This is a genomic window from Chelatococcus sp. HY11, from assembly GCF_018398335.1.
GTDB lineage: Bacteria > Pseudomonadota > Alphaproteobacteria > Rhizobiales > Beijerinckiaceae > Chelatococcus.
The window spans coordinates 1,682,357-1,697,289 of record NZ_JAHBRX010000001.1 but is presented as its reverse complement, the minus strand read 5'-3'; the positions used below and the strand labels follow the sequence as shown (position 1 = coordinate 1,697,289).

Annotated in this window: 15 protein-coding genes; 7 read left to right on the top strand and 8 right to left on the bottom strand. The window is 63.1% G+C overall.

Features of this window, described 5'->3' with window-relative positions; all coding sequences use genetic code 11:
* Window positions 1–174: 174 nt before the first annotated feature.
* From glpD to KIO74_RS07900, 4 genes are all read right to left on the bottom strand, one after another.
* Window positions 175–1,746 (bottom strand): glycerol-3-phosphate dehydrogenase, encoded by a 1,572-nt coding sequence (gene glpD / locus KIO74_RS07915; RefSeq protein WP_213331493.1) that lies wholly within the window; start codon window positions 1,744–1,746, stop codon window positions 175–177.
* A gap of 90 nt (window positions 1,747–1,836) precedes the next feature.
* The gene (locus tag KIO74_RS07910; RefSeq protein WP_213331492.1) at window positions 1,837–2,316 is read right to left on the bottom strand and encodes an ureidoglycolate lyase; all 480 of its coding nucleotides are present in this window, start codon (window positions 2,314–2,316) and stop codon (window positions 1,837–1,839) included.
* 256 nt (window positions 2,317–2,572) lie between these two features.
* On the bottom strand, window positions 2,573–3,340 hold the full coding sequence (locus KIO74_RS07905) for an SDR family oxidoreductase (protein ID WP_213331491.1): 768 nt from the start codon (window positions 3,338–3,340) through the stop codon (window positions 2,573–2,575).
* An 11-nt stretch (window positions 3,341–3,351) separates the two neighbouring features.
* Window positions 3,352–4,557: a mandelate racemase/muconate lactonizing enzyme family protein gene (locus tag KIO74_RS07900; protein WP_213331490.1), complete on the bottom strand. Its 1,206-nt coding sequence runs from the start codon at window positions 4,555–4,557 to the stop codon at window positions 3,352–3,354.
* Between the two features lie 602 nt (window positions 4,558–5,159).
* Here KIO74_RS07900 and KIO74_RS07895 point away from each other — a divergent pair.
* From KIO74_RS07895 to KIO74_RS07865, 7 genes are all read left to right on the top strand, one after another.
* Window positions 5,160–5,939, top strand: coding sequence for a GntR family transcriptional regulator (locus KIO74_RS07895; RefSeq protein ID WP_213331489.1), 780 nt, complete (start codon window positions 5,160–5,162; stop codon window positions 5,937–5,939).
* A gap of 60 nt (window positions 5,940–5,999) precedes the next feature.
* Window positions 6,000–6,980, top strand: a complete 981-nt coding sequence (locus KIO74_RS07890) for a 2-hydroxyacid dehydrogenase (protein ID WP_249730902.1) — start codon at window positions 6,000–6,002, stop codon at window positions 6,978–6,980.
* An 89-nt stretch (window positions 6,981–7,069) separates the two neighbouring features.
* Window positions 7,070–7,876 carry a transporter substrate-binding domain-containing protein gene (locus tag KIO74_RS07885; protein ID WP_213331488.1) on the top strand — a complete coding sequence of 269 codons (807 nt, stop codon included), beginning with the start codon at window positions 7,070–7,072 and terminating at the stop codon, window positions 7,874–7,876.
* Between the two features lie 136 nt (window positions 7,877–8,012).
* Window positions 8,013–8,714, top strand: a complete 702-nt coding sequence (locus KIO74_RS07880; RefSeq protein ID WP_213331487.1) for an amino acid ABC transporter permease — start codon at window positions 8,013–8,015, stop codon at window positions 8,712–8,714.
* Complete coding sequence (locus tag KIO74_RS07875) at window positions 8,711–9,367, top strand: amino acid ABC transporter permease (RefSeq protein WP_213331486.1); 657 nt, start codon at window positions 8,711–8,713, stop codon at window positions 9,365–9,367. The genes KIO74_RS07880 and KIO74_RS07875 overlap by 4 nt, the downstream gene beginning before the upstream one ends.
* Window positions 9,348–10,079: an amino acid ABC transporter ATP-binding protein gene (locus KIO74_RS07870; RefSeq protein ID WP_213331485.1), complete on the top strand. Its 732-nt coding sequence runs from the start codon at window positions 9,348–9,350 to the stop codon at window positions 10,077–10,079. The genes KIO74_RS07875 and KIO74_RS07870 overlap by 20 nt, the downstream gene beginning before the upstream one ends.
* Before the next feature lie 510 nt (window positions 10,080–10,589).
* Window positions 10,590–10,835, top strand: coding sequence for a hypothetical protein (locus KIO74_RS07865; RefSeq protein WP_213331484.1), 246 nt, complete (start codon window positions 10,590–10,592; stop codon window positions 10,833–10,835).
* 682 nt (window positions 10,836–11,517) lie between these two features.
* Here the strand turns inward: KIO74_RS07865 and KIO74_RS07860 are convergent.
* The 4 genes from KIO74_RS07860 to hemP form a co-directional block, all read right to left on the bottom strand.
* Complete coding sequence (locus KIO74_RS07860; RefSeq protein ID WP_213331483.1) at window positions 11,518–12,330, bottom strand: heme ABC transporter ATP-binding protein; 813 nt, start codon at window positions 12,328–12,330, stop codon at window positions 11,518–11,520.
* On the bottom strand, window positions 12,327–13,442 hold the full coding sequence (locus KIO74_RS07855; protein WP_213331482.1) for a FecCD family ABC transporter permease: 1,116 nt from the start codon (window positions 13,440–13,442) through the stop codon (window positions 12,327–12,329). The genes KIO74_RS07860 and KIO74_RS07855 overlap by 4 nt, the downstream gene beginning before the upstream one ends.
* Window positions 13,443–13,720: 278 nt before the next feature.
* Entirely contained in the window at window positions 13,721–14,665 is a 945-nt protein-coding gene (locus KIO74_RS07850; RefSeq protein ID WP_213331481.1) for a heme/hemin ABC transporter substrate-binding protein, read from the bottom strand.
* Complete coding sequence (gene hemP / locus KIO74_RS32430) at window positions 14,662–14,772, bottom strand: hemin uptake protein HemP (RefSeq protein WP_245449853.1); 111 nt, start codon at window positions 14,770–14,772, stop codon at window positions 14,662–14,664. Before hemP ends, KIO74_RS07850 begins: the two co-directional genes overlap by 4 nt.
* Between the last annotated feature and the right edge of the window lie 161 nt (window positions 14,773–14,933).

Here is a 14,933-nt window from a genome sequence, read left to right as displayed (position 1 = left end):
CAGCGTAATTGTTAAGTTTAAATCTCGTAGAGTGAAAAATATCATCCGCGTTAAACTTCGGAGACGAATAGCTTACTTGTGCGATCGGAAGGATTTAACGCATCCTTATCTCAAGCTGAGACAGGGAGGAGAGGGCGCGCGCTCAACGAAGGACGTATCGAGCCGTCTTGCCGCTCAGCGCGCTCGTGAGACGGCTAAAGGGTTGGATCGGGCGTTCTGGGCGAACCAGCCGGCGAGTCTGTCGCGCATGGCCGGGTTTGCCTCGATCACGAGCTTGGTGCGGCGGTTGAGGATATCGTCCGGGCTGCGGGCCCATTCATGGGCCACGAGATAGTCCACCTCGCGGGCATAGAGCCCTGAGCCAAGATGCTCGCCGAGATCGGCGAGGGACAGCGCGTCGCCGACAAGCTTCGCCGCGAGTGTCCCGTAACTGTGGACATAGCGGGAGGCGAGATCGGCGGGCAGCCAGGGATGACGGGCGGCAAAGTCACGCGCGAAGGCCTCTATGCTGACGCCTCCGAGGTCGCCGCCGGGCAGGGGGGCGGTTTTCGTCCAGCCGGTGGCCGAGGCGTTGAGAAACGGCGCCAGCTTGTCGAGCGCGTGCTCGGCGAGCCTGCGATAGGTCGTCAGCTTGCCGCCGAAGACCGACAGCAGCGGCGGGGTCCCATCGCTGCCGCCGGAGACGTCGAACACATAGTCGCGCGTGACCGTCGAGGGATTGTTCGCCGATGCATTCTGGTCGGCATCGTCATAGAGCGGCCGCACGCCGGAATAGGTCCACACCACTTCGTCGGGTCGTACCTGGCGCGCGAAGTAGCGGCTGACGGATTCGCAGAGATAGGTGGTCTCGGCGGGGGAGATCGCCGCGACGGCGGGATCGCCGTCATAGGCCACGTCCGTTGTGCCGATGAGCGTATAGGCGCGGTGGTAGGGGATGACGAAGACGATGCGCTCGTCCGGGTTCTGCAGGATATAGGCGTGGTCGCCTTCATAGAGGCGAGGCACGACGATATGGCTGCCTTGGACAAGCCTGAGGTGATCCCGGGAGTTCGCATGCAGGACATGCTGGAGCACATCAGTGACCCAGGGGCCCGCCGCGTTCACGAGCGCGCGGGCCTTTACGGGGCGTGTGCGGCCGTCTTCGTCCGTCAGCGTCGCATGCCACAGCGTGCCCTCGCGGCGGGCGGCGGTGCAGGCGGTGCGGGTCAGGATTTCGGCGCCGCGTTGGGCGGCGTCCATGGCGTTCAGCACCACGAGGCGGGAGTCATCGACGGCGCAATCCGAATAGACGAAACCCTTCGTCAGCTCTGTTCTCAGCGGCGCGCCTTCCGCGCCCTGCCGCAGGTCGATCCCGTGCGAGCCCGGCAGGCGTGAGCGCTTGGCGAGGTGATCGTAGAGAAAAAGGCCGACACGGATCATCCAGGCCGGCCGCAGCGTGGCATTGTGCGGCAGCACGAAACGAAGCGGCCGCACAATATGGGGCGCGATGCCGAGCAACACTTCCCGCTCGGCCAGCGCCTCGCGGACCAGCCGGAATTCATATTGTTCGAGATAGCGCAAGCCGCCGTGGATGAGTTTGCTGGAGGCCGAGGATGTGGCGGAGGCCAAGTCCTCACGTTCGCACAGAATGACCTTCAGGCCACGCCCGACAGCATCGCGGGCGATGCCGACGCCGTTGACGCCACCCCCGATCACCAGCAGGTCGAAGACAACGTCGAGCTCATCTGTCGCTTGCTGCGGGACCACCGTGTCTCCAGCTCGTCATCAGTTCGTGCCCGCACGCTAGGATGCGGGCCAACGGATATCAAACGGAAAAGCAACAGGTTGGCAGAAGCTTCAACCGGCGACGATCTCGATCGGCGCCGCGAGGTCGAAGAAGAGGTTGTCGCGGCCGTCACTGGTCTGGGCCATGACCACCGCGAACTGAGACGGGGCTTCGAGCGCGGTGACACTCCTGTGCCAGACGTTGCGCTTGTAGGTGATGCCTTCCCGCTTCTCGCTGATGAACGCTTTCGTTGACGCGATATCCGGCGAGCCGTCGGCGGCCGTATCGCAGACGATGATCAGGCAACGGCCGCCTTCCGTCGGGAGAAAACTCTGCGCGGAGAACGGATGCCGTTCAAGGCGATCGATCACGACCGGCAACGCATTGGCCGCGTCGATGCGCAGCAAGGCCAGCGAGGGCACAGGTGCGTCAGCTGTGCGATCGAAGGCATCGGGAACGGGCTGCAGCTTGACCTCGCCCTTGTGTACGAGCACTTCGCCATAGGGTGCAAAGGCCTCTGCGGTCAGCGGCACGGCTTTGAAACGTTGCATGGGAGCTCCAAGAGGTGAGAGGCGCTTTTGTAGACCCAAGGAGAAGGGGAGAACAGGGGGCGATTGGGCCGGACTGACGCCCCACCCGACCTCGCGGGCGCGAGGCTGCCCTCCCCTGAGGGGAGGGATCCGCGCGGAGGCGCTGGGAGGGCGGGGCGTCCATCGGGCCAAGGCTCAGGGTGGATGACCGCGGGAAGCTCCCGGCGGCCTCGCCGGAATGACGGCGGAGGTTTACCGCGGCAACCGTCCACGCGCCCTAGAGAACCGAGGCCATGCCCCCGTCCACGAAAATCAGCTGGCCATTCACATAGCTCGATGCCGGCGCTGCGAGATAGACGACGGTGCTGATCAGCTCTTCCGGACGTCCCCAGCGGCGCGCTGGGGTACGCGCCTTGACCCAGGCGTCGAACGTCGGATTGTCGATGAGCGCCTGGTTCATGTCGGTGATCATGTAGCCCGGGCCGATGGCATTGGCCTGGATGCCGTGCTCACCCCATTCGGCCGCCATGCCGCGCGTTAGCATCTTGATGCCGCCCTTGGCGACCGTATAGGGGGTCACGGTGGCGCGGGCGAGTTCGCTGGTGAGTGAGCCGATATTGATGACCTTGCCGCGGCCGCGCGGAATCATGCGCTTGGCCGCCTCGCGCCCGATGATGAAGGCGCTGGTGAGGTTCGTCTCGATGACCTTCCGCCATTCGTCGCTCGCAAGCTCCACCATCGGCTTGCGCAGCTGGATGCCGGCGTTGTTGACGAGGATGTCGACAGCGATCCCCTCCGCGTCGAGCTTGGCGAAGGCGGCCTTGATGGCGTCCTCGTCGGTGACGTCGAAGGGCGCCTCATGCACGGTGAAGCCCTCGGCACGCATTTCGTCGGCGGCGGTTTTCAGGCGCCCGGCATCGACGCCGTTCAGGACGATTGCCGCGCCGGCCTCCGCGAGGCCCTGTGCCATGGCGCGGCCGAGGCCACGCGAGGAGCCGGTGACGAGGGCGGTCTGCCCGGTGAGGTCAAACAGGTTCTTGGCCATGGATGGGTTCCTCAGACGGCCGAGCGGCGGACCGTCAGGTCGGTGCGGTCGAAGACGGCGGGCAGAAGGTCGAGGCCGAGGCCGGGGCCCTCCATCGGATAGACATAGCCGTCCTTGATGGTCGGCGTCACCGTGACGAGCTCCTTGTACCAGCCGGTGTAGAAGGCGCGCACTGATTCCTGGATCAGCGTGTTGGGCTGGCTGAAGGAGGTATGCACCGCCGCCGCGAAGCCGACGGGGCCGATGCAGTCATGCGGGGCGAAGGGGCGATGCCAAGTCTCGGCGAGCGCGGCGATCTTGCGCCCTTCCGTCAGGCCGCCTGACCAGCACAGGTCCACCATCACCACATGGGTGGCGTCGCGATCGAGCATGTCCTTGTAGGGCCAGCGCGAGCCGAGCGTCTCGCTGGCGCAGACCCAGACGTCGGTCGAGCGCGCATATTCACCGAGCGCCTGTGGCGAATTCATGCGGATCGGGTCCTCGAACCACATGGGTTTGTAGGGCTCCAGCGCCTTGGCGATCTGCTTGGCGGTCGGCAGGTTCCACAGGGAGTGAAACTCCACCATGATGTCGATCTTGTCGCCAACCGCCTTGCGGATCTTCTCGAAGGGCTGGGTCGCCTTCTTGAGCTGCGCCGCGGTGATGTAGAGACCCTGGTTCTCGATGGCGGGCGGATCGAACGGCCAGATCTTCATGGCCGTGATGCCATTTTCGAGCAGGTTCTCGGCGAGCGCACCGGCGTCCGTCATGAAGGCTTCGAGGTCTTCGTAGGGACCGGCGGCCTCGCTCTGGCCGAAATTCCAGTTCGAGACGGGCTTGATGTTGTTGGAGCGCACGTAGCCGTAGCCGGCGCAGGTGTTGTAGATGCGAAGCTTGTCGCGGCAGAGGCCGCCGAGCATCTGGTGGACGGGCAGGTTGCAGACCTTGCCGAACAGGTCCCACAGCGCGATGTCGATCGCGGAGGCCGCGCGATACTCGACGCCGGTCGAGGATTGCGCCATCGGCAGATTCACCATGTCGCGGTGGATGGCCTCGATATGGAGGGGATCGCGGCCGAGCAGGCGGCCCGCGAGCGTGTCATGGATATGGGCCTCGACAGCGCCGGCGCCATAGAAGGTTTCGCCGAGCCCGATCAATCCGGAATCCGTGTGGATGCGCACCCAGAGGACATTGGCGAATTCCTCGGTGCGCAAGGTCTCTATCGAGGTGATCTTCATCGGTTGGTTTCCTCCTGAAACATTTTTGTCCCTGCCGAATCGTTTCAATCGATTCTTGACGGAGACGAACCTTGTCTACTGGCTTAGGGGCGGGCCGTTCGGCCAAGAACACGGCCAAGAACACGGCCAACAGTCGTGAGGGTTCGCCATCGCATCGACGTTAGGCCGCGGATCGTAAGGGTGATGCTCGGTGGCATTCGATGCAGGGCGCGCGCGGCGCTGCCGTAGTCCATGCCAACGGGATCAGCCGCGGCCTCATGGGCGCTCTGGACGCTCGGGCCAGCGCGCTCGGATTTGAAAGGGCTGTATTGGAAACGCATTGACACATTGCCGATGATCGCGCCATGCCGTGGCAGGTGCCAGGCCCCTCAGGGCTGAGGCCATAGCCGCCACAGCCTCGCGCCCGATCGAACCACGTCGGTCATGGTTATATTTCCGTTTGTAAAATATTACAACATGTTTTAAAATGCGGTTGCAACGGGGACGAATAACGCCCGTTCCGACCGCATGTCTGCCGGGGGGGGCTTCCGGCAAGTGGTCGTGCAAGCTCAATGAGGGCTCCAGCCGCTTTCTCGCGGCAGGGGAGAATAGGGAAACGCTTGATGGCGCAGACACGCAGCCAGTCCACGCTCACGGTCGCCGAAGCTGCCGAGCCTGCTGCGCCGCGCCGCCGCAACCGGGTCAACTTGTTCGACCTTGCCTATGAGCGACTTGAGGATCTCATCGTCAATTGTGAGCTGAAGCCCGGGCGTTTCCTGGCCATCCAGGATCTCCAGGATATCAGTGGCTTCGGGCGCACGCCGGTTCATCAGGCGGTCAGTCGCCTGGCGGCGGATACGCTGGTTATCGTGCGGCCGCGTCATGGCGTGCAGATCGCTCCGATCGATCTCGCCCGTGAACGTGTGCTGCTGAGGCTGCGTCGTGATCTCGAGCGCTTCGTCATCAGGCTCGCCACCGAAAAGTCGGGACCTTCCCATCGCAATCAGTTGCTGCATCTCGCGCGTGCGCTCCGGGAGCATCGCGACACCCTGACGCTTGGCGAGTTCAACACCTTCGACCGGCGCATCGATCAACTGATTCTGACGGCGGCGGGGGAGCCGTTCCTGGAACATACCCTGCGTCCGCTGCACACGTTGTTCAGGCGGATCGGCTGGATCTTCCACAATGTGATCGCCTCGGACGAAAACCTCAACGCGACCATCGACAGCCATCTCGCCATTCTGGATGCGGTGGCGAGCCGGCAGGTCGAGCGGGCGGTCTCCGCCTCCGATGCCCTGATGGATTTCGTCGACAGCATGTTCGACATCATGGAGCGGGAGGTTGATCCTTCCCTGCTCGACTGCAACCTCGCACCCTTCATTGCTCCTCACTCAACCCGATGAGCCCACAAAAGGGGCAGCAGGGCGCGTCCCCGTCATCTGCCCCAAGTTCGGATCCTGGTCATGCGCATAGTCTTTCATGGTGAAAACGCCGCATCCTTCAGCCACGGTTTCGCTGATCTCGTCGGGACGGCTGACATCACTGTCCTTCCCGATGTCCTCGCGAGCGAGGCCGAGCGCGCCGCTTATGCGGCCGCGGAGGTCGTGGTGGGAACGCGTTACAACAGTTCGCTGCCGCGCCCTGAAGGCTTGCGGCTCTTCCATGTGCCCGGAGCGGGTTACGATGCGGTCGATCTTGCGCTGTTGCCGGCCTCGGCCACTGTCTGCAACTGTTTCGGCCATGAGCAAGCCATTGCCGAATATGTGATGGCGGGAATTCTCGCCCGTCATGTTCCGCTCGCTGACGCCGATGCTAAGCTCCGCAACAAGGACTGGTCCTACTGGGCGGGCGCGCCGGAGCGCGTTCATGACGAACTGGCGGAGAAGACCATCGGCCTCCTCGGCTTTGGTCATATCGGCAAGGCGATTGCCGCACGTGCGAAGGCCTTCGAAATGAAGGTCAACGTCGCCAATCGCTCGCCTGTGCCGACCTCGGCGTCGGTGGACAGGTCCTTCACCCTCGACCGGCTAGACGATTTCTGGGGATCGGCCGACTTCATCGTGGTGTCGGTACCGCTGACCGCCGAAACCACAGGAATTGTCGGCAAGGATGCCTTCGATGCGATGCGTTCTTCTGCTGTCGTCTTCAATGTTGGACGCGGCCCGACGATCGACGAGAAGGCGCTATACGAGGCTTTGCGGGACAACAAGATCGCCGGCGCGGTCATCGATACGTGGTATGTCTATCCCACATCGGATAAGCCCGCGGTGCTGCCGTCAATTCTACCTTTTCATGAATTGCCGAACGTCGTGATGACCCCGCATATGTCCGGCTGGACAAGCGGGACCATTCGCCGGAGACAAAAGACCATTGCCGACAATGTTCTGAGCCGCGTAGCCGGGCGGCCCTGCACAAATGTCGTGCGTGAGGGGGGAGGAAGCTGATCGACAGGTTCGGGACGCATCCCCCGGGATCCAACGAAGAACCCAGGTTGACGAACGACGCGGATCATCCGCGCACAGGGAGAGAATTTATGTTGTCATTCAAGACCTTCAAATATGCGATCGCAGCGCTCGCACTCGGTGTCGCGGCGGTTGGCGCGACGAGCCAGGCCTCCGCGCAGACCGTTCAGGACATCGTGAAGCGCGGCAAGGCGCGCATCGGCGTGCTCATCGGCGCTCCGCCCTACGGCTCCGTCGATGCCCAGGGCAACGCGGTCGGCTACGATGCCGACGTCACGGCGCTCATCGGCAAGTATCTCGGCGTGCCTGTCGAGATCGTGCAACTCACCCCGCCGTCGCGTATCCCGGCGCTTGAATCGGGCAAGGTCGACTTCCTCGTCGCGACGCTCGCCCCGACGCCGGAACGCGCCCGCTCGGTGCTGTTCACGATCCCCTACAGCATGTTCCAGCCCGGCATCTACGCGCACAAGAACGCCAACATCACCAAGTGGGAAGACCTGAAGGGCAAGAAGGTCGGCGTCAATCGCGGCTCGAGCGTCGAGCATGAGCTGACGAGCCGTGAGAAGGACCTGAACCTCCAGATCATGCGCTTCGAGGACGACGCGACCGTCATGATGGCGCTGTTCACCGGCCAGGTCGATGCCATCGCCGGCCCGGATGCCCAGGCCAATGCGGCCATGAAGGCGCGCAATGTCACAGACTACGAGCAGAAGTTCATCTTCGCCCGGCAGCCGAACTCGATGACCGTGCGCAAGGACCAGACCGACCTGCGTGACTGGCTCAACAATGTCATCTATTACATCAAGCTGAACGGCGAGCTCGACGCGGTTTCCCGCAAGTGGGTCGGCACGCCGCTGCCGGAGCTGCCGGTGTTCTAACACCACTGCCATCGACTAAGATTTCCCTGGAGCTGCTTCAGTTCTAGGGGGCACTCCAGCCGACAGGCGTCCGTCCGACATGGCCGCCTGTCGCCCGCACTGCGCGCGTTGATGACGAGAGGCCAGTGGCGAAACGATGCAGTATCAATTCCAATTCAACAGCGTTCTGGCCGAATCCGGCTTCATCATGCAGGGCATCCTGCTGACGATCTATTTGTCAGTCGGCGCAATAGTTCTCGGGTCGATCCTCGCGATCTTGTTCTCGGCGCTGCGCGCCAATGGCCCTCGCTGGGTCGGCACCCTCGTCGACATCTATGTCGAACTGCTGCGCAACACCCCCTTCCTGGTGCAGCTCTTCATCATTTTCTTCGGCCTGCCGTCCATTGGCCTGCGCCTCACGGCCGATCAGGCCGCGCTGCTCGCCATGACGCTCAATCTCGCGGCCTACTCCACCGAGATCATCCGCGCCGGCGTCGATTCGATTCACCGCTCGCAGATCGAGGCGGGCCTTTCGCTTGCTATGACCAAGCGCCAGATTTTCCAGCACGTCATCATCGTGCCGGCGATCGCCAAGGTCTGGCCGGCGCTTTCCAGCCAGTTCGTGCTGATGCTGCTCGCCTCCTCGATCTGCTCCTTCATCTCGGTGCAGGAACTCTCTGGCGTGACCGCCATCATCGAGCAGCGCACCTTCCGCAGCTTCGAAAGCTACATCGTCGCGACGCTTCTTTATCTCGTGCTCGCGCTGACCCTGAAAGTCGGCCTGCTCGGCCTCGGGCGGCTTATCTTCCCGCGCGTGTCCGGGCTCTCCCGTGTGCAGGTGAAGGGAGAAGCGGCATGATCGAGTCCTTTGGCTGGCCCGAATTCATGTTCCTCGTCCGGGCGACCGGCTGGACATTGGTGCTCACGGTCATCGCGTTCTTCTTCGGCAGCATCGTCGGCGGTGCATTCGCGATCATGCGCCTGGCGCAGAACAGTCTCCTGCGCCGGATCGCGGCGGTCTATATCCTCGTGATCCAGTCTGTCCCCGTGCTGATGGTGCTGTTCCTGTCCTACTACGGGCTGTCGCTGGCGGGTTTCGACATTCCACCGCTGATTGCGGCCTCGCTCTCGCTCGGCATCTATGTCAGCGCCTATCTCGCCGAGATCTGGCGCGGATCGATCGAGGCCGTGCCTTTCCAGCAGTGGGAAGCGTCCTCGTCGCTCGCCATGACGCGGGGCCAGCAGTACCGCTACGTGATCCTGCCTCAGGCGCTTCGGATCTCGGTGCCTCCGACGGTCGGGTTTCTCGTGCAGCTGGTCAAGAACACGTCCATCGTGTCGGTGGTCGGCTTCGTCGATCTGGCACGCGCTGGCCAGCTCATCAACAACGCGACGTTCCAGCCGTTTCAGGTCTTTGGCTCGGTGGCGGTGATCTACTTCCTGATCTGCTTCCCGCTGTCGCGTCTCAGCAAACATCTTGAAAAGGTGCTCCATGTCGGCCGTACAAATTGAAAACGTCCATAAGAGCTTCGGGAAACTCGAGGTCCTGAAGGGAGTTTCGCTGGCGGTCGAGGCTGGACAGGTTGTCGCCATCATCGGCCGCAGCGGTTCCGGCAAATCGACGCTGCTGCGTTGCATCAATGGGCTGGAGACGATCCAGTCCGGGCGCATCGAGGTGGTCGGCCACACGGTGACCTATACCGACGAGAAGCTGCGCGAACTGCGTAAGGACGTCGGTATCGTCTTCCAGAGCTACAACCTCTTCCCTCATCTGACGGTGGGCCAGAACATCATGCTGGCGCCGCGCATCACGAAGGGCGTGGCGAAGGAAGCGGCCAAGGCGCAGGCCGAAAAGGTTCTGGCCCAGGTCGGTCTGTCGGAGAAGTTCGACGTTTATCCCGACAATCTGTCCGGTGGCCAGCAGCAGCGCGTCGCGATAGCCCGTTCGCTCGCCATGCAGCCGAAGGTCATGCTGTTCGACGAGGTGACTTCGGCGCTCGATCCCGAGCTCACCGGCGAAGTGCTGATCGTCATGGAGGAACTGGCGCGCGGCGGCATGACGATGCTGCTCGTGACGCATGAAATGAATTTCGCGCGGAGCGTCGCCGACATCACCGTCTTCATGCACCAGGGCAAGGTTTGGGAGATGGGCCCCTCGGAGGAGTTGTTCGCATCGCCCAAGACCCCAGAACTCGCTGCTTTCGTCAAGAGCAGTCTCAAGTGAGTTGAAGCGCCCGCCCCAGCCGGGACACACGACAGAGCCCGCTGCGAGGTCTGCCCGCAGTGGGCTTTTTTGTAGGTCGGGTTCATGAAGGCGCGATCGGTGAGGGAGATCTGTGCGCATCGGGCAAGCACCCGGGGTCGCGCCGGGGCCCTCGATACGACGCGCTCCCGTAGCCGACACGATCAACCTGGATCGTTCTCGTCCCATGCGTCACATACGGCCCGTTTCGACATGGCAGTCCGCGTTTCCGCGCCAATATCTCGCGCAGGGGTTGCCGCAGCCAGCCCGCCCTTTTCGGAAAAATTCTCTATATTACAAGGGTATGGGCTCGAAACATGAATCAATCTACGAGCCGCCAAGCCAGCGTTCGGCCTCCTCCGCCCGACGTAGCCTTGCATCCTGTGCATGATACACGCTATCCGCGCAGTAATTGAGATTCCTTATCTTTTTCAGGGAACAGTGTGGTAAAATGAGGCATTGCATAGAAACGACAAACTTTTGGAGGAGCGCATGGCAACCATCATTTCCGTCACGGAAAAGGCCTCTGGTCATCGTGTCCTGATCAACGCGGACCATATCCTCATGGTTCGGCCGATATCCCATGGCGGCTGCAACGTCTATCTCGACAGCGCCAGCATCCACGCCCCTGATATTCTCACCGTCGCCGATGACATGGACGAGCTCATCCGCCGGTGGAACGGTGATGAGAGGATGCGCGGTGAGCCCGTCGCCGACCCGATCCATACTCCCCACTAGGGCGAGCCAATCCGCCGCCTGGGGATAGGGATGGGGGCTTTGTCCGCCCGCGAACTTGCCTACACTGGTCGGTAAGCTTTGGAAGGGCCTGGGTGCCGCATGTCCATGGCAGGCTGGACGGCTCGTGGGTAATGGCCGCGCGCCATAAAGCCGTCGCATGTCTAAATGTGCCAAGGTCTCCCGGGATGGGAGCGGCCTTAACGGCCCACGCCCGCGAGGAGCGTGTACCCGATAAGAGAGCGTAGCTTTTCTACACTTAAACGGCGGATCGGCTCAGTTTCCGCCCTGAAAAAGGATTGGCGCCGGAAGGGGGGAGCTTCCGGCGCCTCGTAGGCATAGCCTACGACTCCGGCCCGTCGCCCGCCGGGGGAGCGGAGGGCAAACGCGGCGACAGAGCTCGTTGTCGCAACATGCTTGGCAAATAGCAGTTTTTTGGCCAGTTGCGATAAAAAATATCCGGTTTCCCCGCAATTTGCCTGTGAGGAACATTCTTAACACCCGCCTGTGGAAAAATTACGGTATATAATTACCATTCGTCATTCGGGAAAAGTCGGGTGCCATACACTGGAGCTATTATAAAAAAGCTGAAAGGGATCTCTGATCCCAGAATACGACGAGGATGAGGCAATGGCGACAGCCTCTTTCGGTGAGCCGCGAGGAAACCACTGGTCGACGCGCGATGTCATTCGGAGGTGTGATGGCGCGCCTGGGGAAGGACGAAGGGCATCGGCGCGGCCGGGACGGCGCGAATGGCGAGGTTGACCCCAAATGTCTCGGCAAGCAGGCGATCCGTAAGGACATCGGCTGGTGTTCCGCGAGCCACCTGGCGCCCGGATTGCAGCACGATCAGTTCATCCGCATAGGCGGCGGCGAGATTGAGGTCGTGGAGGATCGCGAAGACTCCGGTCCCGTCGGCGGCGAGGTGTCGTGCGATGTCCAGAACGGCGATCTGATGCTCGAGATCGAGGCTGGAGACGGGTTCGTCAAGAAACAGCATCTGGCGCGGCTCGTGCGCTCGCCCAGCCTCCAGCTGGCATAATACCCGCGCGAACTGGACACGCTGCTGTTCTCCCCCCGACAGCGTGGGAAACTGCCGTTCGGCCAGATGCGCCACATCGGCCTGATGAAGCGCCGCAACCACCTTGGCCTCTGCGGCCCGGCCCGTGATGGAGCGACCGGCGCCGTCGAGACCAAGCGCGACGACCTCGTATGCGGTGAAGGGGAAGGCGAGGCTGCCCGATTGCGGCAGAACGGCGCGCTTGGCGGCCAGCTTCCAGTGCGGCAGATCGCCCATGGCGATGCCATCATAGGTGATGATGCCGGTGGAAGGCCGAAGTTCTCCGACGAGGAGACGGAGAAGCGTGGACTTGCCAGCGCCGTTCGGGCCGAGCACGACGGTGATGCGTCCGGGCTGCAGCGCGAGCGAGACATCGTGCAGGATCGTGGTGCGGCGCGTCGTGAATCCGACGCCCCTGGCTTCGACGAGCGGGCTCATGTGACCATTTTCCGGCGGGCGAGCAGCAGCCACAGAAAGAACGGCGCGCCGATCGCGGCGGTCAGGATGCCGATGGGCAGTTCGGCCGGGGAGACGATAAGACGCGCGAGAATGTCCGAAGCGAGTAGCAATGCGGCTCCCAGGAGCGCGCTTGCGGGCAGGAGCACCTTGTGGTTGGCGCCGATCGCGAGCCGCAGCAAATGTGGCACCACGATGCCGACGAAGCCGATGACCCCGGCCGAGGCGACCGCCGCGCCGACGGCCAGAGCCACGACGACGATCACGATGCGCTTGATGCGCTCCACCGGCAGCCCCAGGTGGAAGGCTTCAGCCTCGCCCAGCGAAAGCGCGTTGAGGCTTCGTCCGAGGAACGGGAGCGCGATCGCCAGCGGGATGAAGGCGGGCAGGATCGTCGTAACCTTCGTCCATGTCGCGCCACCCAGGCTGCCGAGGGACCAGAAGGTCAGGTCTCGCAGCTGCTGGTCATTGCTCAGGAAGGTCAGGAGCCCGGTGACCGCCCCGGCCATGGCGCCAAGGGCAACGCCCGCGAGCAGCAGCGTGGCGACGGAGGTTCGACCCGAGCCGGAGGAGAGGACGTAGAGCACATAGGTGAACAGGAGGCCGCCAAGAAAGGCGGCGATCGGGAGCGCCACGAAGGGCAATGTCGCGAAGGGCAGATAGGGCAGGAACCGTTCGCCGAGAACGATGACGATGGCCGCGGCGAGCGCCGCGCCGCTCGAGACCCCGACGAGGCCGGGATCGGCCAGCGGATTGCGGAACAATCCCTGCATCAACGCTCCGCATACGGCGAGCGAGGCGCCGACCATCAGGCCGAGCAAGGTCCGTGGAAGGCGAATGTTGAGGATAACCAGGCTGTCGCGCGCGGCGTTCGCGTCGGCGGGTGAACCGGTCAGGCCGGTCCAGAGCGCGGCGAAGGTTCGGCTGGGCGGGATGGAGACGGCGCCGAGGCCGAGTGACACGATGCTGGTTGCCGCGACGAGCAGCACGAGCAGGGCAAAGACGAAAGCCGTTCGTTGGCGCCGCCGCTGAAGGGCGGCCACGAGCGTCCCGCCGCCATTGTCGGCGAAAGCACGCATGGGCGGTGTGCTCATCGGCCGAAAATCCATCGTCTCGCCATTGGCCTAGCATCCTTCCGCTGCGGAAGTTCGCGATTTCGCACTATCAGTGATGGAGCGATATTCAGAAGCAAAAGGACACGGACAACTCGGTCTCTGGGAAGCGCTTTCGATTCCGAGGTTCGCCCAAGGGCTCTATCAAACCCTCGCGAATTTCGAAATCATGACCCCGCCACCGCTCGAAAGTTCCCTGGCCTCGCGACCCCGCCTGCCTCGCCCCTGGGCCGCGGCGCTCTGGCTTCACCGCCGGGGGGCTACTTCCCGGCCTCGGCAGGCAGATGTTCGCTCGCTGAGAGCGCCCTAACCTGTGGCAGGTCCGGAAAAAAGGCCTGCATCAGATAGGCGACCGCCTCGGGCGAACGGGGCCCGAAGCCGAGCAGCCAATGACCGTCGGCCGTCACGAGACGTCGCCCGGCACCCGCGGGGGTTGCGGAAAGCGCTGCGTTGGCAAACACGGTATCGGGATCGGCGTGCAGGCCCTCGCGTGCCATCATCACGACGATGTCCGGTGCGGCCGTGATGATGGCCTCGTCGGTCATCGCCTTGTAGCCGCTGAAGCCCGCACCGATATTCGTCGCACCGGCCAGGGCGATCATGCCGTCGGCCGCCGTGCCGGTGCCCGCGACGAGCGGCCGGCCGCTCTGCATGGCGAGGACGAAGAGGACCTTGACGGGCTTGGACACCGTTTCCCTTGCCTTGGCGACGGCGGCGAAGCGCTTCTCGACATCGGCCGCCAAAGCGGCCGCCTTGTCCTCCAGGCCGACCGCGCGGCCGATGGCGCGGATCTTCTCGACGACGCCGGCGGCGGTCGGCGTATCGGGGATCGTTACCAGGCGAACGCCGGCCTCTTCGAGCAGCTTGAGGGCCGGAGGTGGCCCGGAGCCGGCCGAGACGAGCACGATATCCGGCGACAACGACAACACGCCTTCCGCTGACAACTGGCGCATGTAGCCGACGTTCGGCTTGTCCTTCAGCGCGGACGGAGGGTAGAGGCTCGTGGTGTCGATCCCCACGATCCGCTCCGCGGCTCCGAGCGCGTAGAGAATTTCCGTCACGGCGCCGCCAACGGCGACGATACGTTTTGGCGATGCGTCCTGCGCGATGACGCCCGTCGATCCTACGGCGATGATCGCCGCGGATAATCCGGCAACCTGCAACAGGGAGCGCCGGGATAGGGGCCGAGCGATGATATCGATCATTTTGTCAGGATCAGTTTGTCGTTGGCGGTGATGCGCAGGCGATAGCGCTCGCCATTATGCACGATGACCAGCTCGCGCTTGTCGCCGAAGAGCTGTTGGGCGTTCACGATCGGCTGATCCGCGGGACGTTTTGCGGAGGCGGGCGGTACTGGCGGAGACGTTTCGTGCGAGCTCATCATATTTGAACTATTCAAATGTGAAACTAATGTCGGGCAGCGCTCAAGTCTCAGTTTAGAAAAAGATTAAACTGAACTTAACGCCAATATTG